The sequence below is a fragment of the Jannaschia sp. L-14R genome (assembly GCF_056857695.1).
The window spans coordinates 761,504-782,732 of the sequence record NZ_JBSXNP010000010.1; the positions used below are offsets into that span (position 1 = coordinate 761,504).

Annotated in this window: 20 protein-coding genes; 10 read left to right on the plus strand and 10 right to left on the minus strand. The window is 63.1% G+C overall.

The features are described from left to right. Positions 1 to 39 precede the first annotated feature (39 nt). The 4 genes from metA (at position 40) to AC13C2_RS12160 (ending at position 3,511) form a co-directional block, all read left to right on the plus strand. The gene (gene metA / locus AC13C2_RS12145) at positions 40 to 954 is read left to right on the plus strand and encodes a homoserine O-acetyltransferase MetA (protein WP_092762949.1); all 915 of its coding nucleotides are present in this window, start codon (positions 40 to 42) and stop codon (positions 952 to 954) included. Beyond that, positions 929 to 1,930 (plus strand): alpha/beta fold hydrolase, encoded by a 1,002-nt coding sequence (locus AC13C2_RS12150; RefSeq protein ID WP_482886949.1) that lies wholly within the window; start codon positions 929 to 931, stop codon positions 1,928 to 1,930. Before metA ends, AC13C2_RS12150 begins: the two co-directional genes overlap by 26 nt. Before the next feature lie 98 nt (positions 1,931 to 2,028). Further along, positions 2,029 to 2,901, plus strand: coding sequence for a polyphosphate kinase 2 (gene ppk2 / locus AC13C2_RS12155; RefSeq protein ID WP_482886950.1), 873 nt, complete (start codon positions 2,029 to 2,031; stop codon positions 2,899 to 2,901). Next, positions 2,894 to 3,511, plus strand: a complete 618-nt coding sequence (locus tag AC13C2_RS12160; RefSeq protein ID WP_339640798.1) for a TetR/AcrR family transcriptional regulator — start codon at positions 2,894 to 2,896, stop codon at positions 3,509 to 3,511. The genes ppk2 and AC13C2_RS12160 overlap by 8 nt, the downstream gene beginning before the upstream one ends. A gap of 73 nt (positions 3,512 to 3,584) precedes the next feature. Here AC13C2_RS12160 and xseA read toward each other — a convergent pair whose 3' ends face one another. After that, positions 3,585 to 5,144 (minus strand): exodeoxyribonuclease VII large subunit, encoded by a 1,560-nt coding sequence (xseA, locus tag AC13C2_RS12165; RefSeq protein ID WP_482886951.1) that lies wholly within the window; start codon positions 5,142 to 5,144, stop codon positions 3,585 to 3,587. Between the two features lie 103 nt (positions 5,145 to 5,247). On the opposite strand from xseA, the gene purD reads away from it, so the two are divergent. Both purD and AC13C2_RS12175 read left to right on the plus strand, forming a co-directional pair. After that, a complete protein-coding gene (gene purD, locus AC13C2_RS12170) occupies positions 5,248 to 6,504 on the plus strand; it encodes a phosphoribosylamine--glycine ligase (RefSeq protein ID WP_482886952.1) in 1,257 nt (418 codons plus the stop codon). A 17-nt stretch (positions 6,505 to 6,521) separates the two neighbouring features. Beyond that, positions 6,522 to 6,869 carry a DoxX family protein gene (locus AC13C2_RS12175; RefSeq protein WP_482886953.1) on the plus strand — a complete coding sequence of 116 codons (348 nt, stop codon included), beginning with the start codon at positions 6,522 to 6,524 and terminating at the stop codon, positions 6,867 to 6,869. Between the two features lie 334 nt (positions 6,870 to 7,203). On the opposite strand, the gene AC13C2_RS12180 is transcribed toward AC13C2_RS12175, so the two are convergent. Next, complete coding sequence (locus AC13C2_RS12180; protein WP_482886954.1) at positions 7,204 to 8,580, minus strand: M20/M25/M40 family metallo-hydrolase; 1,377 nt, start codon at positions 8,578 to 8,580, stop codon at positions 7,204 to 7,206. Positions 8,581 to 8,688: 108 nt separating this feature from the next. Between AC13C2_RS12180 and AC13C2_RS12185 the strand changes: the two genes are divergently transcribed. The 4 genes from AC13C2_RS12185 to ispG all read left to right on the plus strand — a co-directional run bounded on the left by AC13C2_RS12185 (position 8,689) and on the right by ispG (position 13,299). Beyond that, positions 8,689 to 9,255, plus strand: coding sequence for a 5-aminolevulic acid synthase (locus AC13C2_RS12185; protein WP_482886955.1), 567 nt, complete (start codon positions 8,689 to 8,691; stop codon positions 9,253 to 9,255). 121 nt (positions 9,256 to 9,376) lie between these two features. Then, the gene (hemA, locus tag AC13C2_RS12190) at positions 9,377 to 10,621 is read left to right on the plus strand and encodes a 5-aminolevulinate synthase (RefSeq protein WP_092762957.1); all 1,245 of its coding nucleotides are present in this window, start codon (positions 9,377 to 9,379) and stop codon (positions 10,619 to 10,621) included. Between the two features lie 136 nt (positions 10,622 to 10,757). Next, positions 10,758 to 12,083: a helix-turn-helix domain-containing protein gene (locus AC13C2_RS12195; protein ID WP_482886956.1), complete on the plus strand. Its 1,326-nt coding sequence runs from the start codon at positions 10,758 to 10,760 to the stop codon at positions 12,081 to 12,083. Positions 12,084 to 12,168: 85 nt separating this feature from the next. Next, entirely contained in the window at positions 12,169 to 13,299 is a 1,131-nt protein-coding gene (gene ispG, locus AC13C2_RS12200) for a flavodoxin-dependent (E)-4-hydroxy-3-methylbut-2-enyl-diphosphate synthase (RefSeq protein WP_482886957.1), read from the plus strand. A 4-nt stretch (positions 13,300 to 13,303) separates the two neighbouring features. Here the strand turns inward: ispG and egtD are convergent, their stop codons facing one another. From egtD to AC13C2_RS12240, 8 genes are all read right to left on the minus strand, one after another. Further along, entirely contained in the window at positions 13,304 to 14,236 is a 933-nt protein-coding gene (egtD, locus tag AC13C2_RS12205; protein WP_482886958.1) for an L-histidine N(alpha)-methyltransferase, read from the minus strand. Beyond that, positions 14,236 to 15,486: an ergothioneine biosynthesis protein EgtB gene (gene egtB, locus AC13C2_RS12210; RefSeq protein ID WP_482886959.1), complete on the minus strand. Its 1,251-nt coding sequence runs from the start codon at positions 15,484 to 15,486 to the stop codon at positions 14,236 to 14,238. The genes egtD and egtB overlap by 1 nt, the downstream gene beginning before the upstream one ends. Positions 15,487 to 15,578: 92 nt before the next feature. Beyond that, a complete protein-coding gene (locus tag AC13C2_RS12215) occupies positions 15,579 to 16,880 on the minus strand; it encodes a branched-chain amino acid ABC transporter permease (protein ID WP_175495851.1) in 1,302 nt (433 codons plus the stop codon). Further along, positions 16,877 to 17,887: a branched-chain amino acid ABC transporter permease gene (locus tag AC13C2_RS12220; RefSeq protein WP_092762962.1), complete on the minus strand. Its 1,011-nt coding sequence runs from the start codon at positions 17,885 to 17,887 to the stop codon at positions 16,877 to 16,879. Before AC13C2_RS12220 ends, AC13C2_RS12215 begins: the two co-directional genes overlap by 4 nt. A gap of 40 nt (positions 17,888 to 17,927) precedes the next feature. Further along, entirely contained in the window at positions 17,928 to 18,296 is a 369-nt protein-coding gene (locus tag AC13C2_RS12225; protein WP_482886960.1) for a hypothetical protein, read from the minus strand. Positions 18,297 to 18,299: 3 nt separating this feature from the next. Continuing rightward, positions 18,300 to 19,121, minus strand: a complete 822-nt coding sequence (locus AC13C2_RS12230; RefSeq protein WP_482886961.1) for an ABC transporter ATP-binding protein — start codon at positions 19,119 to 19,121, stop codon at positions 18,300 to 18,302. Continuing rightward, positions 19,118 to 19,909, minus strand: a complete 792-nt coding sequence (locus AC13C2_RS12235) for an ABC transporter ATP-binding protein (RefSeq protein ID WP_482886962.1) — start codon at positions 19,907 to 19,909, stop codon at positions 19,118 to 19,120. Before AC13C2_RS12235 ends, AC13C2_RS12230 begins: the two co-directional genes overlap by 4 nt. Positions 19,910 to 19,978: 69 nt before the next feature. Further along, the gene (locus tag AC13C2_RS12240; protein ID WP_092762966.1) at positions 19,979 to 21,169 is read right to left on the minus strand and encodes an ABC transporter substrate-binding protein; all 1,191 of its coding nucleotides are present in this window, start codon (positions 21,167 to 21,169) and stop codon (positions 19,979 to 19,981) included. Positions 21,170 to 21,229: the final 60 nt, after the last annotated feature.

The following is a 21,229-nucleotide window of genomic DNA, read 5'->3' on the forward strand; positions in this document are numbered from 1 at the left end:
CCCATCGTCTATTCCTGACCTTCGGACACAGATCGACCCATGCCCATCACCCTGCCCCGCGACCTGCCCGCCTATGACGTGCTCGACGACGAAGGCGTGATGGTTCTGTCGGAAGATGCGGCCACGCATCAGGACATCCGTCCGCTGCGGATTGGCCTGCTGAACCTGATGCCGATGAAGATCACGACCGAAACTCAGTTTGCCCGGCTGATCGGCGCGACGCCGTTGCAGATCGATCTGACCCTGATCCGCATGACCGAACACCAGTCGCGTCATACGTCCCCCGCCCATATGGAGGAATTCTACCGGACCTTTCAGGACGTGAAGCACGAGAAATTCGACGGTCTGGTCATCACCGGCGCACCCATCGAACATCTGCCGTTCGAAGAGGTCACCTATTGGGACGAGCTGCGGCAGATCATGGACTGGACCCAGACCAACGTGCATTCCACCTTTGGCGTCTGCTGGGGCGGCATGGCGATGGCGTGGCACTTCCATGGGGTTGAAAAACACATGCTGGACCGCAAGGCTTTCGGCTGTTTCCGGGTGTCGAACGAAGACCCGTCGTCGCCCTATCTGCGCGGGTTTTCCGACGAATGCGTGATCCCGGTGTCGCGCTGGACCGAAGTGCGCCGCGACGAGGTCGAGGCGGCAGGCATGAAGGTGCTGCTGGGGTCCGAGGAAACCGGTCCCTGCCTGATCGAGGATACCGCCCACCGCGCCGTGCATATCTTCAATCACTTCGAATACGACAGCGACACGTTGCAGACCGAGTACGAACGCGACGTCGCCATGGGCACGCCGATCAACATACCGGGGCATTACTACCCGAACGACGATCCGCGACGTAAACCGCTCAATCGCTGGAGAAGTCACGCGCACCTTCTATATGGCAACTGGATCAACCAGATTTACCAGACCACGCATTATGATATCTCGCAGATTGGCCGTTAAGGGCGGGGTGGCGACCCTTGCCGCGAAACTCGGAGGCACCGCGATGGAGCGCCGGGCCGCCGCGCGCGAAGCCCGTTTCGAAGCCGCATTTCCCCCCGAGGGTGAAATTTTGGACGTGACGTTCAACGGCAATTCGGTCCCTGTCCACGCGGTTGTGCGTGGCGTTGGCCCGGATTTGATCCTGATCCATGGGGCATCCGGCAGTTCACGGGAATTCACCTTTGACATGATCGACCGGTTGTCGGACCGCTATCGGTGCATCGCCTTCGACCGACCCGGTCTGGGCTATACCGGCCATACCGATCCGAGATACGCCGCCGTGTTCAGCTCCGAAGCGGAATCCCCGGCCGAGCAGGCCGCCCTGCTGGCCACGGCCTATGCCAAGATCGGCACGCTGAAAGGCGATGGGCGTGCGCCGCTGGTGCTGGGACACAGCTTCGGCGGAACCGTCGCACTGGCCTGGGGTCTGGACCAACCTGCGCGCGCCCTGATCCTGCTGGCTGCCGCGTCGAACCGCTGGAAAGGTGGCCTCGGACCGCTTTATGCCCTCAATGCCTCCGCTCCGGGCGGCGCCCTCGCCGTGCCCCTTCTGACCGCCACCGTAAGTATCGACCGGCTGCGCTCCATTACCGAAGGCATCTTTGCGCCCGATGCCATGCCCGACGGGTATTTCGCCCATGTCGGCGCGCAACTGATCCTGCGGCGCGACGGCCTGCGCTCCAATGCGCGGCAGGTGAACGGGTTGAAGCCGCACGTCCTCGCGATGGAACGTCGCTATCGCGACCTGACTCTGCCGGTCGAGATGGTGCATGGCACCGCCGACACCATCGTTCCCGTCGACATTCATGCGAACGTCCTGATCGACATGCTTCCAAATGGTAACCTGACCCTTCTGGACGGCATCGGCCACATGCCGCACCACGCCGACCCCGAAGCGGTCGTCGCCGCCATCGACCGCGCCGCCGCCCGCAGCTGACACTTTGTCTTTGCCCCTGCAGTATTGCGGGGGCCGTGAAGGCAGACCCACTGTCGCGCCGTTGCGGCACACGCTATGTCTCGGGAAAGGAGTTCCGTATGTCCAAACCCTTCGACGCCGCCATCACGAGGTTCTTCGAAGACGAGGCCCCGAAAGATATCCGCAAGGCCATTGAAAAGGCGGACAAGAAGGACATCCTGACCGACGATTTTCCGTATGATGAATGGATGGACAAGGACGACTATGAAGATCAGCTCGATGCGCTTCAGATCGAACTGGTCAAGTGTCAGGCCTGGGTGCGCGACAGCGGCGCGCGGGTCATTGTCGTGTTCGAAGGCAGGGATGCCGCCGGTAAGGGCGGCACGATCAAACGCTTCCGCCAAAACCTGAACCCCCGCGTCGCCCGCACCGTCGCCCTGTCTAAACCGTCGGAAACCGAGGCCGGGCAATGGTATTTCCAACGCTATGTCGAACATCTGCCGACGGCGGGTGAAATGGTCCTGTTCGACCGCTCGTGGTATAATCGAGCCGTCGTGGAAAAGGTCTTCGGCTTTTGCACTGATGCGCAGCGCGAGACTTTCTTCGACCAGGCTCCCGATTTCGAAGCGATGCTGACCCAGGATGGCATCACACTGGTGAAGCTGTGGCTGAATGTCGGACGCGCCGAGCAGTTGCGCCGGTTCCTCGCGCGCGAGGATGACCACCTGAAGCAGTGGAAGCTGTCGATGATCGACGTCAAGGGACTGGCCAGGTGGGACGCCTATACCGATGCAATCGCCGAGACGTTCGAGCGCACCCACACCGACACCGCACCATGGACCGTCGTGCGTTCCGACGACAAGCGTCGCGCACGCCTGAACGCGATCCGCAGCGTGCTGATACAGGTGGATTATGCCGGACGCGACGACAAGGCGCTCAGGATCGACGACAAGATCGCCGGTCGGCCTGAGCTTTGGCTGAACGGTGCCTAAACGCGGCTATCACCATGGCAACCTGCGGCAGGCGCTGGTCGATGCCGCGTTGTCGTTGATTACCGAAAAAGGACCGACCGGGTTCACCCTGTCCGAGGCGGCCAAGCAGGCGGGCGTCACCCCGGCGGCAGTCTATCGGCATTTCGAGGGTCGCGAACAGCTGATCATCGAATGCGCATTACAGGGGCACGAGATTTTCGGCGACCTGATGGACTTCGCCTACAAGGATGGCCAGCCCTCGGCCCTGGCGGCGTTCGAGGCGACGGGCCGCGCCTATCTGGCCTTTGCGCGCAAGTATCCGGGCCACTATATGGCGATGTTCGAATCCGGCCTGTCCCGCCATGCCACACCCGAATTGTCGCGCGCCGTCGGTCGATCGCGTGGCATTCTGGAGAAAGCCGCCGAAGAGCTGTCGCAGCACATCCCCGAAGACCGCCGCCCGCCCGCGACGATGTTCTCTTCGCACATCTGGGCTATGTCGCACGGCGTGGTAGAGCTTTTCGCGCGTGGCAATCCCGGCGGCAACGCCCCCTTCCCGCCCGAGGATCTGCTGGAGGCCGGGATCGGAATTTATCTGCGCGGACTTGGGCTGGTCGCGCCGGATTCTTGATTCTCGGTGGCGGAACGAGGGGCGCCGCCCCTCGCACTCCCCGGGATATTTCCACCAAGAGGACAGCGGGAGGCTAGAACAGCTTGCCCTGGTCCGGGGGCGTCTGCTTCGCACGGGGTTTTGCACGCGACTCGCCGGTCGCCACATCGACTGTCTGCTTGCCTGCGAACTCGATCCTCAATGTCGGCTTGTTGCGGGCAGCGGCGGCGTCGGTGACGATCTCATCGCCAGCGCGGATGACCGCAAAGCCACGTTCCAGCGTGCGCTCGTAGCCCAGCGAAAGACGCATGCGATCCAGCGCTTCCAGCCGATCCCGCGCACGGGTCTGACGCGTCGTGGCCGTCGTCACGAATCGTGACGCAAGAGCCTGCAACCGCGTCTCGCCCTGTCGCACCTGTCGCAGCAGCGGGGCGGATCGCAGCGCAGTCGCCCAGCGATCAAGATCGCGGCGCTTCGCGGCCTGTGCGCGGGGCAGCGCCTGTGCCAGCCGCATCGATATTTCGGCCAACCTGCGCCGTCGCTCGGCCACTGTGCCGGTCAGCGCGGCGGGCGTGATGCGGCCTTCCAACCGCGACAGGGCGACGCGGGCCCGGTCCGTCCGCGCGCGCAGGGCGGCGGGTAAACGGTCGGTGGCCAGATCCAGCCGCTGCCGCGCACTGGCCAGCAGCGCCTCGGGCCGAGGCAGGCCACGCGACAGGTCGGTCAGCCGCTGTCCCCGCGCCGCCACCAAGGCTCGCGCCGCCCGCATCTGACGCATCCCCAGACCGTCGACATGCGCCATCAGGTCCAACCGCACCGGCACCGCCATTTCGGCGGCAGCGGTCGGCGTCGGCGCACGCCGGTCGGCAGCATGATCGATCAGCGTGGTGTCCGTTTCGTGTCCAACGGCGGAAATCAGGGGGATCGCGCTGTCGGCGGTCGCGCGGACCACGATTTCCTCGTTGAAGCCCCAGAGATCCTCGATCGAGCCACCGCCACGCGCGACGATCAGAAGATCGGGCCTCGGGATCGCGCCATCCAGGGTCAGCGCGTTGAACCCGCGGATGGCATTGGCAATTTCAGGGGCAGATGCCTTACCCTGCACCGCCACCGGCCAGATCAGAACATGGCGCGGAAACCGGTCACGCAACCGATGCAGGATGTCGCGGATCACCGCACCCTGCGGCGAGGTGATGACGCCGATCACGCCCGGCAGAAATGGGATCGGCCGTTTGCGTGACGGCTCGAACAGCCCCTCGGCGGCCAGCGCCAGGCGCCGTTTTTCCAGCATCGCCATCAGCGCGCCAGCGCCCGCGACCTCCATCGCGTCGACGTTCAGGTTGTATTTCGATTGCGCGCCGAAGCCCGACAGCTTGCCGGTAACGATAACCTCCATGCCTTCTTCCGGTTCCACCGAAAGCTGACTTATCTGGCCCTTCCACGTGGTGCAGGCCAGCACGTTCCGGTCATCCTTGATATCGTAATAGAGGTGCCCGGACCGCGCCCGGAAGATACGCCCGATCTCGCCGCGCACGCGGATGCGCCCGAAGCTGTCCTCCAGCGTGCGTTTCACCGCACCCGAGATTTCGGAAACGGTATATTCCGCTTCGTTGCGGCGCGGCGCGGGGCCGGAATCGTCAATCAGATCGTCCATTGGGCGGTTCTAGCGCGGCGCGCCTGCCGTCACCATACCGGCGCGCTTGTCCTCGTGCCGTGTCAACCCTACACCGCCCCTGTCGAATACGAAGGGGCGCGTCATGAACATTCTGATCCTCGGCAGTGGCGGGCGCGAACATGCGCTGGCCTGGGCCGTGCTGCAGAACCCGAAGTGCGACCGCCTGATCGTGGCCCCGGGCAACGCGGGGATAGCCCAGATCGCGGAATGTGCGGCGCTGGACATTCTGGACGGGTCCGACGTTGCCACCTTTGCCGATGAAGAAAGCGTGGATTTTGTGATCGTCGGGCCGGAAGCGCCGCTGGCGGCGGGCGTGTCGGATGCTCTGACCGCCGCAGGAGTCGCGGTGTTCGGGCCGTCAGCGGCGGCAGCAAAACTGGAGGCGTCAAAGGCCTTCACCAAGGAAATCTGCGCCGCCGTAAATGCGCCCACCGCGGCCTATGGCCGGTTCGACGATCTGGAGGCGGCCCGGGCCTATCTGGCGGATCAACCGCTCCCCATCGTTATCAAGGCCGACGGGCTGGCCGCAGGCAAAGGCGTCACCGTCGCTGCGTCCATCGAAGAGGCTGAGGGCGCGCTGACCGATATCTTCAGCGGCGTCCACGGCAAGGCCGAGGTGGTGATAGAGGCCTTCCTGCGCGGCGAAGAGGCCAGCTTCTTCTGTCTTGTCGATGGCGAGACAGTCCTTCCCCTTGGCACCGCGCAGGACCACAAGCGGGTCGGCGACGGCGACACTGGGCCGAACACCGGCGGCATGGGCGCCTATTCCCCCGCGCCGGTCATGACGCCACAGGTCGAGGCCCGCGCGCTCGATGAAATCGTCCGTCCGACGATGGTCGAGATGGTCCGTCGCGGCACGCCGATGCGCGGCGTCTTGTTCGTCGGACTGATGATCGAGGACGGCGCACCCAGCCTGGTTGAATACAACGTCCGTTTCGGCGACCCGGAGTGTCAGTGCCTGATGATGCGCCTTGGCGGTCAGGTGCTGGACCTGTTGCTGGCCTGCGCCGAGGGGCGGCTGGACGGCGCGCAGGTGCATTGGGCCGACGATCACGCGATCTGCATCGTGATGGCCGCCGAAGGTTATCCCGGTGCCTATGCCAAGGGGACGGCAATCGGCGGGCTGGACGCCCTGCCTGCCGACAGTCGCAACATGGTGTTCCACGCCGGAACCGCGCTGGCCGACGGACGCATGGTGGCCAATGGCGGACGCGTGCTGGGTGTGACCACACGAGGCGATGATCTGCTGGGCGCGCGCGACCGGGCGTATGCGATGGTCGATGCGATCGATTGGCCGGAGGGGTTCTGCCGCCGCGACATCGGCTGGCGCGCGCTGTGACATGGACCCGGCCCGCTATGATCGTCGCGCGCGTCCTGATCGGCGCGCTGTTCGCCGCCGGTGCCGTGCAGAAGGCGGTCGAACCCGAGGCGGCAGCGGAACTGCTGCGTGGACTGGGGTTGCCGGGCGCACTGGTCTGGCCCGCACTGATCTATAACGCGGCAGCGGCGGCGGCCCTGTTCGCGGGCTGGCGGGTGGTGCCGGTGACGATGTCGCTGGCGGCATATTCTGCCCTGACCAGTTTCTTTCATCTGATCCCGGACGATCCGTGGCAGATGTCGATCTTCGTCAAGAACTGGGCCATCGCGGGCGGATGCCTTGCGCTGGCGGTGGCCGCGCAGCAATCGAACGCGCCGGACGCCTGAAGGCCATTTTCACGCATCACGTCGAGCGGACGGCAGGAAAAGCGCATGCCAATCCGGTCGGCAGATCATGCATGACGTTATTGGGGATGGCGGGCCGCGATCCAAAAAACGGAAGGCGTGTATAGAGCATCTGTCTAGGCCGGGCTTCTGCCAAGCAAAGATCGCTCCATGAGACGGGTTTTCATTACCGCCCTCGCCTTACCTGCAAGCGGCGCTGCCCTCGCTGTCGCTAATGACGACCAGAGCATCGACAGTCCGGGAGATCGCATACTGACCGTGCTGTAGAACCGCACGGTCACCACCCTCGACATGATCCAGCCGTGCCTTCCCCGGATCAGGCGATCCGGCCCAGCACCCGCGCCCAGCTTCGAATGCCCTTGTGGAAACTCTGGACGTCATATTTCTCGTTCGGAGAATGAATCGCGTCATCGTCCCTGGCAAAGCCGGTCAACAAGGATTCCATTCCCAGCACCTGCTGAAAATAACCCGCGATTGGAATCGACCCACCGGCACCGACGAAGGCCGCCTGCTGGCCCCATTCCTCGGTCAGGGCCTGCTGAGTGGCGGCGAAAATCGGGCTGTCAGTCGTCATGGTCGATGCGGGCGCGGCCCCATGGTCCTTGAAGGTGACGTGGCAATCTGGCGGCATCTGCGCGATCACCCAGTCGCGGAATGCCTCGCGCAGGCGCAGGGGATCCTGCCCGCCGACCAGACGGAAGCTGACTTTGGCCGTCGCCTTGGACGGCAGGACGGTCTTGAAACCGGCCCCGGTATATCCCGACGAAATGCCGTTGATTTCCGCTGTGGGTCGCGACCAGAGCTGTTCCAGTCCCGTGCGCCCGACCTCGCCCGCCGGATGCGACAGGCCGACGTCGCCCAGGAAAGCTTCGGTCGAGAAACCGAGGTTTTTCCAACCCTGCTTCACCTCGCTCGGCGGCTCGCCGATGCCGTCGTAGAAGCCGGGAATCGCAATGCGGCCCTGATCGTCATGCAGATTGCCCAGAATGCGCGTCAATACGCGGGCCGGGTTCATCGCCGGACCGCCGTAGATGCCGGAATGCAGATCGCGGTCGGGGCCCGTGATTGTCAATTCCTCGCCCAGAAGCCCGCGCAGGGTGGTGACGATGGCAGGTACGCGGTCGTCGTACAGACCGCTGTCGCAGATCAGCGCCAGTTCGGCGGTCAATTCCTCCTTGTTGGCCTTGAGAAACGGGATCAGCGAGGGCGAGCCCGATTCCTCCTCTCCCTCGAACAGGATGGTAATGCGGCAGGGCAGTCCGCCGGTCTCGTCCTTCCATGCACGGCAGGCTTCCAGGAACGTCATCAACTGGCCCTTGTCGTCGCTGGCCCCCCGCCCCCGGATAACCGGGCCGCGCGGCGTCTGGTCTATGGCAGGGTCGAAGGGGTCGCGGTTCCACAAGGACAGCGGATCGACCGGCTGCACATCGTAATGGCCATAAAACAGCACATGGCGTTCGCCTGCCCCGCCATGCGCCACGACCATCGGATGCCCCGGTGTGGTTCGCTTGCTGGCGTCGAAGCCCAGATGCGTCAACTCCGCCACCAGCCAGTCGGCGGCGGTCTCGCAATCGTCGTCATGCTCGGGATCGGTCGAGATCGAAGGGATTCGCAAAAGCTCCTTCAGTCGGTCCTGCGCGCGGGACTGGTCGGCGTCGATACGGTCGAGGATGGCGGGAATGGGATCGGTCATGGGGCCTCCGGCACGGTTCGCGCCAAAGGTGCGCCGGGTTTCGGGGGCTGTCCAGAGGCGACATCCCGCGTTAGAACCATCGGGCCCTGCCAACTCACGAGGCCCGACATGATCCGCGCGACCCTGATTGCTCTGCTTTCCCTTTCGCTGCCTGCCGCTCTGCCTGCGGGCGCGCAACAGGTTCCCGATCAGGCAACCGCCAAACGGATGCTGTTTTCCACTCGCAACTCGCAGATCGTCATCACCCGGCAACCATTCCTGTCCGCAGCAGACCTTGCCACGCTTCAGAAGATGCCGAAGGTCGCAGAGCTGAAATATTACGGCGCCCTTGCCGCCAGCCCCGCCGAGGGGTTGCAGTCCGCTCAGACACGGGGGGCCTTCAACTTCCATTCCATCGAGGATGCCCGTGCCGCCGCCTTGTCCGGCTGCGGCGCCAGCTGCGTTCTGGTGGCCGAAATCTATCCTCGCCGATACCAGCCCGGTCGTCCCCTGACGCTCAGCCAGGATGCCTCGCGCATCGTGAAGGGACGCGATTTCCGCCGCGCGGGAGCGAATGCCGCCCTGGCGATCAGCCCGGCGACCGGCGCATGGGGTCTGGGCGATGGCGGAGCGGCTGCAACAGCCAGTTGTGCTGCCAAGGGTGCGCGCGATTGTGAAGTCGCCGTCAGCCGATAATCTTTGCGCGACAATCTGTGATCTATATCAAGGCCGCACCTTGTCGTAGACGCTAGGCATCGGGTGATACGCCCTTTAACATCCGACAAAAGACGGCCCCACGGCAAAGGAACCGAAGCGCATGACGGAAAAGACGGCACCCTCGGGATACGATTTCGCCCTGGATCGCGCGCTGAAGGCGCTCCACGACGAAGGCCGGTACCGGACGTTCATCGATATCGAACGCCGCCGCGGTCAGTTCCCCCATGCCGTCTGGACCCGCGCCGACGGGTCGGAACAGGATATAACCGTCTGGTGCGGCAACGATTATCTGGGCATGGGCCAGCACCCCGTCGTCCTGTCGGCGATGCACGACGCATTGAGGGCGACCGGTGCCGGGTCTGGCGGCACGCGCAACATTTCCGGCACGACAGTTTATCACAAGCAACTGGAGGCCGAGCTGTCCGATCTGCACGGCAAGGAAGCCGCGCTGGTTTTCACCTCGGCCTACATCGCGAACGACGCCACGCTGTCGACATTGCCCAGGCTCTTTCCGGGACTGATCATCTATTCCGATGCGCTGAACCATGCCTCGATGATCGAAGGCGTGCGTCGCAATGGCGGACAGAAACGCATCTTCCGACACAACGACGTATCGCATCTGCGCGAATTGCTGGCCGCCGACGACCCTGCCGCGCCAAAGCTGATCGCCTTCGAATCGATTTATTCGATGGACGGCGATTTCGGTCCAATTGCCGAGATTTGCGATCTGGCCGACGAATTCGGCGCGCTGACCTATATCGACGAAGTGCATGCCGTAGGAATGTACGGTCGCCGGGGCGCGGGTGTGTGCGAACGTGACGGGCTGATGCACCGAATCGACATTATCAACGGCACATTGGCCAAGGCCTATGGCGTGATGGGCGGCTATATCGCCGCTTCGGCCAAGATGTGCGATGCGGTGCGGTCCTATGCGCCGGGCTTTATCTTCACAACCTCGCTGCCACCGGCCATCGCCGCCGGTGCCGCCGCCAGCGTCGCGCACCTGAAAACCGACCAGGCCCTGCGCGACCTGCACCAGGAACGCGCTGCCGTGCTGAAGCTGCGCCTGCGCGGGCTGGGCCTGCCGATCATCGACCACGGCAGCCATATCGTGCCCGTGCATGTCGGCGATCCGATCAAATGCAAGATGATTTCGGACCGGCTGCTGTCGGATCACGGGGTCTATTGCCAGCCGATCAACTTTCCAACCGTGCCGCGCGGCACCGAACGTCTGCGGTTCACGCCGTCGCCGGTTCATACGCCGCCCATGATGGATGCATTGGTCCGCGCAATGGACGATCTCTGGTCGCATTGTGCGCTGAATCGCGCTCAAGCCGCAGGATAAGCATTATCGTGCATTGTGCCTTATTTTCTGGTAGCCTAAGCGTGCAGTAGATCTCCGATGGGGAGTCGGGGTCTAAATCATAAGCGGAAACGCGCACGTTAATGAGGCGCGTCCAGAGATTGCGGGGCAGGCCCATATGTTTGGCCGAAAGAGCAAGTTTCTATCAAGAGTCGACAATCCGTCACGGGGTTACGACAGTTTCGAGTTGCGTCTAGGCGATGAAATGCGGGGCGAACGAGCCACGCAGGGAAAGTCGCTGATGGATGTTCAGCGCGAATTGCGCATCAAGGCCAGTTACATTGCCGCCATCGAAAATACCGACCTGTCGGCTTTCGATTCGCTGTCGTTCGTCGCAGGCTATGTGCGCAGCTACGCGCGTTATCTGGACCTGGAACCCGAGATCGTTTTCGCCCGCTTTTGCGAGGAATCGGGGTTCGGCGGCTTCTCGGCCCTGAAACCGATGGAATCGGAAGTGTCGCGCCGGCAAGCCATTTTCGACCAGCCGATCGCCAAGGCCAAAGCCTTCAACGTCGGCACCCGGACCAAGCCGGCCGTCGCGATGGATCCGCTGATGGGCTCGGGCAATCTCTTTGCCAACAAGTCTCGTCCTGTCTTCGCCGGGTTCGAACCGGGCGCGCTGGGTTCGCTTGCCGTGTTGGTCGCGCTGGCGGGCGGACTGGGGTATGGTGGCTGGACCGTGGTGCAGGAAATCCAGCGTGTGCAGGTTGCGCCTGTCGAACAGGCACCCGAACTGATCGCTGAACTTGACCCCCTGGCCCCCGCTACGCTGCAACTGTCCGCTCCGGAAGATACCGGCGTTCCCGCTCAGTCGCAGGACGCGCTGGCGCGGTTGTATCGGCCGCAGGCGCTGGACGTGCCGATCATGACGGCCCGCGACGCGCCGATTTCGACCATTTCACCCGGCAGCTTCGGTGCGCTGGCCGCGGCCGAACGCTCCGGCCTTGATGGCCCGGACGCGAGTTCCGAGGTGATCAACGCCTCGATCAACGCTGCCCTCATCGAAGCCATGGGCGGTGATACCCCCGATGCCTTGTCTGGCCCCATGACTCCGCGTGTCCTGGCAGATGCCCCGGATGCAGTGGTCCTTGTAGCCGTGCGCTCGGCCTGGGTGCGTGTCCGGTCTGCGGACGGCAATACGCTGTTCGAGAAGATCCTGGACCCCGGCGACACCTACGAAGTCCCTGTGGCCGAAGCCCCGGCCACCCTTCGGACCGGCAATTCCGGCGCGCTGTACCTGTCCGTCGCGGGGCAGACGTTCGGCCCCGTCGCCCCCGGCCCGCAGGTCGTGTCGAATGTCGCGCTCGACGCCGCATCGGTGCGCGACAACTACACCGTCGCCAACCTTGAAGACGACAGCGACCTGGCCCGCGTCGTCGCCGAGCTGGAGGTCGATCCGGCCCTGCCCGGTGGTCCCGATCTGGTGGCCGCGCCCGTCGAATGATGGTGCGGCATAGGGGGTGCCGGTTGCGCCCTCTGCGCCCAGATATTACCTGTGACACGAATTCTGCGACCTGAGGTCCCTGCCCGTGTCCGACACCCTTCATTCCATTCGTCCCTGGCGCCAGATCGACCGCCGCAAGAGCCGTCAGATCATGGTCGGCAACGTGCCTGTCGGCGGTGATGCCCCGATCACCGTGCAGACGATGACCAATACGTTGACCACGGATGTCGCTGGCACAATCGCACAGGTTCAGGCCGCCGCAGATGCCGGGGCCGATATCGTCCGCATCTCGGTCCCGGACGAGGCATCTTCGAAAGCATTGAAGGACATCGTTGCCGAAGTGACGGTGCCCATCGTGGCCGACATCCACTTCCATTATCGCCGCGGTATCGAAGCCGCCGAAGCCGGGGCCGCATGCCTGCGGATCAACCCCGGCAACATCGGCGATACCGCCCGTGTGCGCGAGGTAATCGCCGCCGCGCGCGATCACGGTTGCAGCATTCGCATCGGCGTCAATGCCGGTTCGCTTGAGAAGCATCTTCTTGACAAGTATGGCGAACCCTGCCCCGACGCGATGATCGAAAGCGGGCTGGACCATATTCGCATCCTGGAAGACAACGACTTCCGCAACTACAAGATCAGCTGCAAGGCGTCCGACGTCTTCATGGCCGCCGCCGCCTATCAGGGGCTGGCCGAGCAGACCGATGCCCCCATCCACCTTGGCATCACAGAGGCCGGGGGGCTGGTCTCCGGTACGATCAAATCGGCCATCGGGCTGGGCAACCTGTTGTGGATGGGGATCGGCGACACGATCCGTGTCTCGCTCTCCGCCGATCCTGTGGAGGAGGTGAAGGTCGGTTACGAGATCCTGAAATCGCTGGGTCTGCGGCATCGGGGCGTCAATATCATCAGCTGCCCCAGCTGTGCGCGCCAGGGGTTCGATGTCATCAAGACGGTCGAAAAGCTGGAGCGTCGGCTGGAACACATCAGGACGCCGATGTCGCTGTCGATCATCGGTTGCGTCGTCAACGGTCCGGGCGAGGCGCTGATGACCGACGTCGGTTTCACCGGCGGCGGCAATGGTTCGGGCATGGTGTACCTGGCAGGCAAGCAGAACCACAAATTATCGAACGACCAGATGGTTGACCACATCGTCGAACAGGTCGAGGCGCGTGCTGCGGCGATCGAGGCCGAGACAGCACAGGCGGCAGAATGATCGTCTAGGCGGGTCGCAGTACCGCGACAGCGAACTGTTCGCGATCGTCGGTCAACATCGTCTCAACCTGCCAGCCTGCCTTTCCGGCCATATCCGACAGTGAATCCGGCGTGTATTTCCGACAGCTTTCCGTATGGATCGTCTCACCCTCGGCAAATGTGATCACCTGACTGTCGAGCCTGACGGATTGCGCCTTTCGCGACACCAGATGCATCTCGATCCGGGCCGGGTTTTCGCACCACCGCGCTTGGTGCGTGAAGCCATCGATGTCAAAATTCGCATGAACTTCGGCGTTCAACCGTCTGAGAATGTTCAAGTTGAATTCTGCCGTCACGCCTTGCGTGTCGTCATAGGCGGCAATCAGGGCGGGGATCGGTTTGACCAGGTCGGCACCCAGAATGAACCCGCAAACGCCGTTCCAGTCACGGGCCCGCGCCAACAGGGAGATCGCGTCAACCGGCTCCAGATTGCCGATAGTCGAACCTGGGAAGAACCCGACCTTCGCAATTCCGTCCATTGAATGCGGCAAATCGATGGGTGCAGTAAAATCGCCCACGACCGGATGGATCGCCAACCGGGGATAGCGCGCGCGCAGGTCCTTCGCTGTCGCAAGCAGAAAGTCTTCCGAAATGTCGATGGGCACGTAACTTGCGAAATGGTGGCCCGCATCCAGCAGAGTCCGCGTCTTGACCGATGCGCCTGATCCCAGTTCGACCAACGCACCACCGTCGGGCACTGTGTCCACCAGCGTGTCGGCATTGGCGCGCAGGATCGAAGCCTCGGTGCGGGTCGGATAATACTCCGGCAACTGCGTGATCTGTTCGAATAATTCGGACCCGCGCCGGTCATAGAACCATTTGGGGCTAAGGTGTTTCTGCGGGGCAGTCAGGCCGGCCAGCGCATCGTCCAGAAGCTCGGAATTGGCAACATCCTTCATCAGAGGTCCCGCGCCAATCTCAGGCCCATCATCTGCCAGCGTTGGTGGGGATAGAAGAAGGTGCGATAGGTCGGGCGCATCTGGTCGCGGGCCGTGGCACAGGACCCGCCGCGCAGGACCATCTGGTTGACCATGAATTTACCGTTATATTCGCCTAGCGCGCCTTCCGGCGGGCGGAACCCTGGATAGGGCGTGAAGGGCGAGGCAGTCCATTCCCAGACGTCGCCCCAGACACCCTGCCCCGGCATCGGACGTAACTGGCCGTGATCAAGGAAATTACCGTTGATCGGCGTGTCGCGAAACGCCAACTCGTGTTCCACTTCGGTCGGCAGGCGCGTCCCTGCCCAGCGGGCGAAGGCCTCCGCCTCGTAATAGCTGACGTGAACGACCGGTGCATCCAGTGCCAAGGGTTGCGCGCCGCGCAGTGTGAACGTCCACCATTCGCCGTCCTGTTGCCACCAGTAAAGCGGATGTTCCCAGCTTTCGCGGGTGGCGACCGCATGCCCTTCCATCAGCCAGTGGCGCGCGTCGCCATAGCCGCCGTCTTCCATGAAGTCGATCCAGTCGCGGTTGGTTACAGGGCGGTCGGCGATGTCGTAAGCGGGTGCAAAGACCGGGTGGCGCGGCTGTTCGCAGTCGTAGGCGAAGCCTTTCCCGTCATGCCCGATCTCGACCAGCCCGCCGTCGTGGCGCGTGAATGTGAGCGGAACTTCGGACGTCACCGGCAGAGGCTCGGGGTCGCGATAGGCGGGCAGAAGAGGGTTGAACGAAAGCCCGTGCAGCAGGTCGGTGACCAACAATTCCTGGTGCTGCATCTCATGATGGCAGCCCAGTTCCACCAGACTGGCGATATCATCTGCGTCATCACGGTTCGACGATAGCAGTCCGGCCAGTGCCTCGTCGACATGGGCGCGATATCCGGCGACTTCGGCGCAATCCGGACGGCTGACCATGCCGCGCCGGTCACGGGCGTGGCGCGGCCCGGCTTGCGTATAATAGCTGTTGAACAGGAAGGCGAAGCGGTCGTCGGGGCTTACATAATCGGGCAAACGGGGCTTCAGGATGAACTCTTCGAAGAACCACGTCGTATGCGCCAGATGCCATTTCGCGGGGGAGGCATCCTCCATAGATTGCAGCATCATGTCTTCGGGACGCAGGCGTTCCGTCAGGTTGGTCGTGCGATGGCGCGTACGCTCGAACAACGACAGAGCTTCGGGCGGGGCAAGCGGGGCTGGGGCAATGGCGGCCATGGGGCTCCTCCAGAATCTGAACGAACCTCATACTTAGGTCATCTCATTCAGATTGCCCGTTACCGTTTTGTGTCATGGCCATTGTGCGCGGATCAACGCTCCGGCAGCAGGCCCTTCGGCGAGAATCGTAGCACCAGCAACAGGATGACACCCATCGTCAGCAGACGCATATGTGCTACCGACGCCAGCAGATGCCCCTTGAGCCAGAAGCCATCGGCCATGCCCGCCGTCACCCCCTCCATCAGAAGCGCACCCAGCGGTTCGACCTGAACCCAGAGCCACCAGATCAGAAAACCGCCCAGCACCGAGCCCCAGTTGTTGCCCGACCCGCCGACGATCACCATCACCCAGATCAGGAAGGTATAGCGCAGTGGCTGATAGGTGCCGGGCGTCAGCTGCCCGTCCAGCGTCGTCATCATCGCCCCAGCCAGTCCTACGACGGCGGATCCAAGAATGAAGATCTGCAGATGACGGGCGGTAACGTCCTTGCCCATCGCTTCGGCCGCCACCTCGTTGTCGCGGATGGCGCGCATCATTCGCCCCCACGGAGAGGCGAGCGCGGCCTGCGTCAGCCAGATCAGGAGCAGGAGCACGACGCCGAACAGGCCCGCGTAGGCCAGCTTGACCGCAATGGTCGACGCGGTAACCGGGTCGGCATCCAGCCCGGTTGCGAAATTTCTGAACCCTGACGATGCCTGAAGGTCGATTTCGTAGGGAACAGGGCGCGGCAGGCCGATGACGTTCTTGACGCCGCGAGCCAGCCAATCCTCGTTCTTCATGATGGCAATGACGATTTCGGCGATGCCCAGCGTTGCGATGGCCAGGTAATCGGACCGCAGGCCCAGGGCCGTCTTGCCGATCACCCAGGCCGCGCCTGCCGCCAGCAAACCGCCGACGGGCCAAGCGAGAAGCACTGGCAGGCCAAGTCCGCCGATGTTGCCCGCACTGGCCGGATTGACCGCCTCGACCGCTTCGACGCCGGGGTCCAGAACCGCGCGGAACACGAAGAAGCCGACCAGCAGGATCGCCGCCGTGATCCAGCCGCGATAGGTTTTCAGCCTCCGGTATGCCATGATCGCCGCGATCACCGTTGCCGCGCCAAGGGCCAGGCCGCCGACAACGCGTAGACCGCCCGCTGCCAGGGCTTCGGTATTCGGCGGCGTCGAGACCAGCACAGTGCCCAGACCGCCAAGCGCAACGAACCCCATTATGCCGACGTTGAACAGCCCGGCATAGCCCCACTGCATATTGACGCCGAGCGCCATGATCGCCGAGATCAGGCCCATATTGAAGATCGTCAGTGCGACATTCCACGACTGGATGAAGCCGGTCCCGACGAACAGTACCGCCACGAGGGAAAACAGGGCGACCACGCGGATGTTATAGCTGCTCATACCGATTTCCCCGCAAACAGTCCCGTGGGCCGGAACAGCAACACGATTATCAGGATAACGAAGCTGACCGCGAACTTGTAATCGGTGGACAGAAGCTGGATCAGGCCGTCCGGCTCCAACGCCTCTGGCATCAGATAGCCCAGCACCTTTTTCAACGGATAGGTGATGGTGACTTCGGCGAATGCGATCAGGAATCCACCTGCGATGGCCCCCACGGGGGAGCCGAGGCCGCCAACGATGGCCGAGGCGAAAATCGGCAGAAGAAGCTGGAAATAAGTGAACGGCTTGAAGCTTTTGTCGAGACCGTAAAGCGTGCCCGCGATCGTCGCCAAGGCAGCCACGATCAACCAGGTATACATCACCACGCGTTCGGGGTTGATGCCCGACAGCAGAGCCAGATCTTCGTTGTCGGAATAGGCGCGCATCGACTTGCCAGTGCGGGTCCGGTTCAGGAACCAGAACAGGATCGCGACCACGATCACTGCCACCACAACGGTGATGACCTGCGTCGTCTTGATTGCCATCCCCTCGTCCAGACCGGTCATTCGTTTGAAATCGCCCGCAGTTATCAGAAAGCGTGCGCCATCTGAAAACAACTGATCGTCCGGCCCGATGATGAAACGGACAAGCCCGTTCATCACGAACATCACCCCCAGCGAGGCGATCACGAAGGTTACCGGCACAGCCTTTTTCGTACGGTAGAATTTATAGACCACCCGGTCCGTACCAAGCAGCAGCAGCCCCGTCACCGCGATCCCGATCGGAAGCGCCAGAAGTGCCGTGGGCAAAGGCCCGGCGGAAATTCCAATCGCCTGAAACCCCCATGTTGTCAGGATCACCGCCATCGTCCCAAAGGCCATCGTGTCACCATGGGCGAAATTGGAAAACCGCAGGATGCCATAGATCAGCGTGACGCCAAGCGCGCCGAGTGCCAGTTGCGCGCCGTATGCCGTGGCCGGAATGAGGACGAAGTTCGCGAGGCTTACCAGCGCGTTGAGCGGTTCCATCAGGACGTGTCCTCAGAGGTCGGATAGGGGGTGCGGTCGGTCAACGCAGCACGCAGGTTCCGCGCGCGACCGGGGCCAGCAGGGCCGATCCGTCGCTGCGCTTGATCGTCAGGATGACCGGGCCGGAGATACCATCGGTGAACCGCGCGGTATCGTTCGTCAGCGCGCCTTGCAGGCGGAATTCCTCGGACGAGGTGGTGACCGTCGCCGACCCGGAGCGCAACCCGCCGCTTTCGTCATTCACGGTCAGCCGAACCTGCGCGCTGCGCGGGGCGGACGCGAATGTGCAGACCCAGTTGACGACACCGGCATTGTCCCAGGCATCGTCGCTGGCTCCGCTGGCCATCGTGGCCATCGTGGCCATCGTGGTCACAGTCAAAATCGCGGCCGTGTGTAAAAATCGGGACATATCTTATCCTCCAAGAAAGCTGCGGCGGACTTCGGGGTCAGCCAGAAGCTCTTCACCCGTGCCAGTGTGGGCATTCCGCCCCTGTACCAGAACATACCCGCGATCCGCTATTTCCAAAGCCTGCCGGGCATTCTGTTCGACCATCAGGATCGGAATGCCAGTACGCGCGACCTCGATGATGCGGTCGAACAATTCGTCCATGACGATGGGGCTGACCCCTGCCGTAGGCTCGTCCAGCATAAGGACTTTGGGCTTGGTCATCAGGGCACGCCCGACGGCGACCTGCTGACGCTGGCCGCCAGACAATTCGCCAGCGGGCTGACGGCGCTTGTCGCGCAGGATCGGAAACAGGTCATAGATCTGTTCCATCGTTTGCCGGAAGTCATCGCGACGGATGAAAGCCCCCATCTCAAGGTTTTCCTCGACCGTCATGGAGGTGAAGATATTGGATGTCTGCGGCACGAACCCCATGCCCCGGACAACACGGTCCTGCGGCGACAGGGCGGTGATATCCTCGCCGTCCAGCCGAACGCTGCCCTTCCGCAGGTTCAGCATCCCGAACACGGCCTTCATACCGGTGGACTTGCCCGCGCCGTTTGGACCGACGATTACGGCGATTTCGCCCGGATCGACGGCAATCGTGCAATCGTGCAGGATGTCTGGCCCCTGCCCGTAACCGCCGGTCATGCTGTCGCCGACCAGAAAGGCGTTCGTCGTCTCGACCCGGTCGGCGGGCGCGCTGCCCTGCTCCATCGTGCTGCCGCCGGGCCGGGTGATCGACCGGTCCTTGTTGCCGCGGCTGTCCTGCCAGTCGTTCTGCGTCATGCGCCCGCCCCGGCAAGCTGATCCTTGTTCTTCAGGCCGGTGCCCAGATAGGCCTCGATCACCTGTTCATTGGCCTTGATCTCGGCCAGCGAACCTTCGGCCAGCACGTGCCCTTCAGCCATACAGATGACATGGTCGCTGATCCGGCCGATGAAATCCATGTCGTGTTCGATGACGACAAACGTGTAGTTCCGTTCCTGGTTAAGGCGCAGAATCGCATCGGCAATCGTGTTCAGCAGGGTCCGGTTCACGCCCGCGCCGACCTCGTCCAGAAAAACGATCTTCGCTTCGACCATCATCGTGCGGCCCAGCTCCAGCAGCTTCTTCTGCCCGCCCGAAATCTGGCCTGCCCGTTGGTCGGCAAGGTGTGTGATCGTCAAGAACTCCAGCACTTCATCCGCTTTTGCCCGCAACGCGCGCTCCTCATCGGCAATGCGCTTGCGCCCGAACCATGTGTTCCACAGACCCTCTCCGGACTGGTCGCCCGGCACCACCATCAGATTCTCGCGACAGGTCATCGAACTGAACTCATGGGCGATCTGGAATGTCCGCAGCAGACCCTTGTGGAAAAGTTCGTGCGGCGGCAGGCCGCTGATGTCTTCGCCCGCCATCGTGACCGTGCCCGATGTCGGTTTAAGAACGCCAGCTATCACATTGAAAAGTGTTGTTTTTCCCGCGCCGTTCGGACCTATAAGCCCGGTGATCGTGCCCGGCTCGATCCGCAGCGTCGCACCGTCCACGGCCCGGAAGCCGCCGAAATGGCGATGCAGGTCGGTGACCTCGATCATGTCTGTTCCCCCGATTAGACAAACAGCCCCGGCAGAGTGCCGGGGCCGTTCGATCGCGTCAAAGTAGGATCAGCGGTAGCCTACGACCACCAACTCACCATTCTCGAAAGTGACTTCACGGTAGTTGCCCGCCGATTCACCGGGTCCGATCAGTTCCACAGCCGAGGCACCGACGTAATCGATGTCGCCGCCGTCCTTGAGGATCTGCAGACCCTTGGCCAATTCGCCGGGCAGGATCTGCTCGCCGGGGGCGTTGGCGACGTCCATCACACTGTCCTTATAGGCTGCCGGGTCTGTGGACCCTGCCGCCTGCATGGCCAGCAGGATGAGGGCCGCGGCATCATAGGCTTCGGCCGAAAACGGCGAGGTGCCGTCATAATCCGCAGCCGAGGCCATGTCCTGATAAAGCTTCGCGCCGGGGCTGTCGGTTCCGGGGTTCTGGCCGGTCGAGCCGTCGATCTCCGAGCCGAAGTTGTCGACCAGAGCCTGTGAAATCATGCCGTCCGGGAAGTGGAACGTGTCGAACGCACCCGAGTCGATGGACGCGCGCACGATGCCCGAACCGCCCTGATCGACATAGCCCGCGACGACCAGACGGTCGCCCCCGGCCGCGGCCAGCGCGCCGACTTCGGCCGAGTAATCCGCCTTGCCGTCCTCGTGCGCGGCCGAGATCGTGACCTCGCCACCGGCTTCCTCGAACGCGGTCTGGAACGCATCGGCCAGACCCTTGCCGTAGTCGTTGTTGGTATAGGTCAGCGCGACGCTCTCGATGCCCTTGTCCATCAGGATTTCCGTCATGATGACACCCTGACGCGCATCCGAGGGGGCGGTGCGGAAGAACAATCCGTTGTCTTCGGCGGTCGACAGACCGGGGCTGGTGGCCGAGGGCGAGATCATCACGATACCGTTCGGCACGGCGACGTTCGACAGCATGGCACCCGTGACGCCCGAACAATCGGCGCCCACGATGCCCACGACACCATCGCCGGTGATCAGACGCTCGGTCGCCGATGTGGCAGCAGCGGCGTCGATGCAGGTGCTGTCGGCGCGCACCGGCTCGACCATGACGCCATCCAGCAACATGCCCGAATCCGAGACTTCCGACATCGCCATTTCGGCACCGGCGGCCATAGCGGGTGCCAGTGATTCAAGCGGACCCGTAAAGCCCAGGACGACTCCAAGCTTGATGGGGCTGTGCGCGTCCGCGAAGGCGGCTGTCGTGGCCAGCGTCGCGGCTGTAGCCAGCAAAAACTTTCTCATATGTATTCTCCCGGTTGGCGACTCTTTCTCGAGTCTTGGGAAGGGAGGGTATGCAGCATC

Coding starts and splice junctions, on each gene's coding strand:
- metA (WP_092762949.1), top strand. CDS start 40: ATGCCCATCACCCTGCCCCGCGACCTGCCCGCCTATGACGTGCTCGAC.
- AC13C2_RS12150 (WP_482886949.1), top strand. CDS start 929: ATGATATCTCGCAGATTGGCCGTTAAGGGCGGGGTGGCGACCCTTGCC.
- ppk2 (WP_482886950.1), top strand. CDS start 2,029: ATGTCCAAACCCTTCGACGCCGCCATCACGAGGTTCTTCGAAGACGAG.
- xseA (WP_482886951.1), bottom strand. CDS start 5,144: ATGGACGATCTGATTGACGATTCCGGCCCCGCGCCGCGCCGCAACGAA.
- purD (WP_482886952.1), top strand. CDS start 5,248: ATGAACATTCTGATCCTCGGCAGTGGCGGGCGCGAACATGCGCTGGCC.
- AC13C2_RS12175 (WP_482886953.1), top strand. CDS start 6,522: ATGATCGTCGCGCGCGTCCTGATCGGCGCGCTGTTCGCCGCCGGTGCC.
- AC13C2_RS12180 (WP_482886954.1), bottom strand. CDS start 8,580: ATGACCGATCCCATTCCCGCCATCCTCGACCGTATCGACGCCGACCAG.
- AC13C2_RS12185 (WP_482886955.1), top strand. CDS start 8,689: ATGATCCGCGCGACCCTGATTGCTCTGCTTTCCCTTTCGCTGCCTGCC.
- hemA (WP_092762957.1), top strand. CDS start 9,377: ATGACGGAAAAGACGGCACCCTCGGGATACGATTTCGCCCTGGATCGC.
- AC13C2_RS12195 (WP_482886956.1), top strand. CDS start 10,758: ATGTTTGGCCGAAAGAGCAAGTTTCTATCAAGAGTCGACAATCCGTCA.
- egtD (WP_482886958.1), bottom strand. CDS start 14,236: ATGAAGGATGTTGCCAATTCCGAGCTTCTGGACGATGCGCTGGCCGGC.
- egtB (WP_482886959.1), bottom strand. CDS start 15,486: ATGGCCGCCATTGCCCCAGCCCCGCTTGCCCCGCCCGAAGCTCTGTCG.
- AC13C2_RS12215 (WP_175495851.1), bottom strand. CDS start 16,880: ATGAGCAGCTATAACATCCGCGTGGTCGCCCTGTTTTCCCTCGTGGCG.
- AC13C2_RS12220 (WP_092762962.1), bottom strand. CDS start 17,887: ATGGAACCGCTCAACGCGCTGGTAAGCCTCGCGAACTTCGTCCTCATT.
- AC13C2_RS12225 (WP_482886960.1), bottom strand. CDS start 18,296: ATGTCCCGATTTTTACACACGGCCGCGATTTTGACTGTGACCACGATG.
- AC13C2_RS12230 (WP_482886961.1), bottom strand. CDS start 19,121: ATGACGCAGAACGACTGGCAGGACAGCCGCGGCAACAAGGACCGGTCG.
- AC13C2_RS12235 (WP_482886962.1), bottom strand. CDS start 19,909: ATGATCGAGGTCACCGACCTGCATCGCCATTTCGGCGGCTTCCGGGCC.
- AC13C2_RS12240 (WP_092762966.1), bottom strand. CDS start 21,169: ATGAGAAAGTTTTTGCTGGCTACAGCCGCGACGCTGGCCACGACAGCC.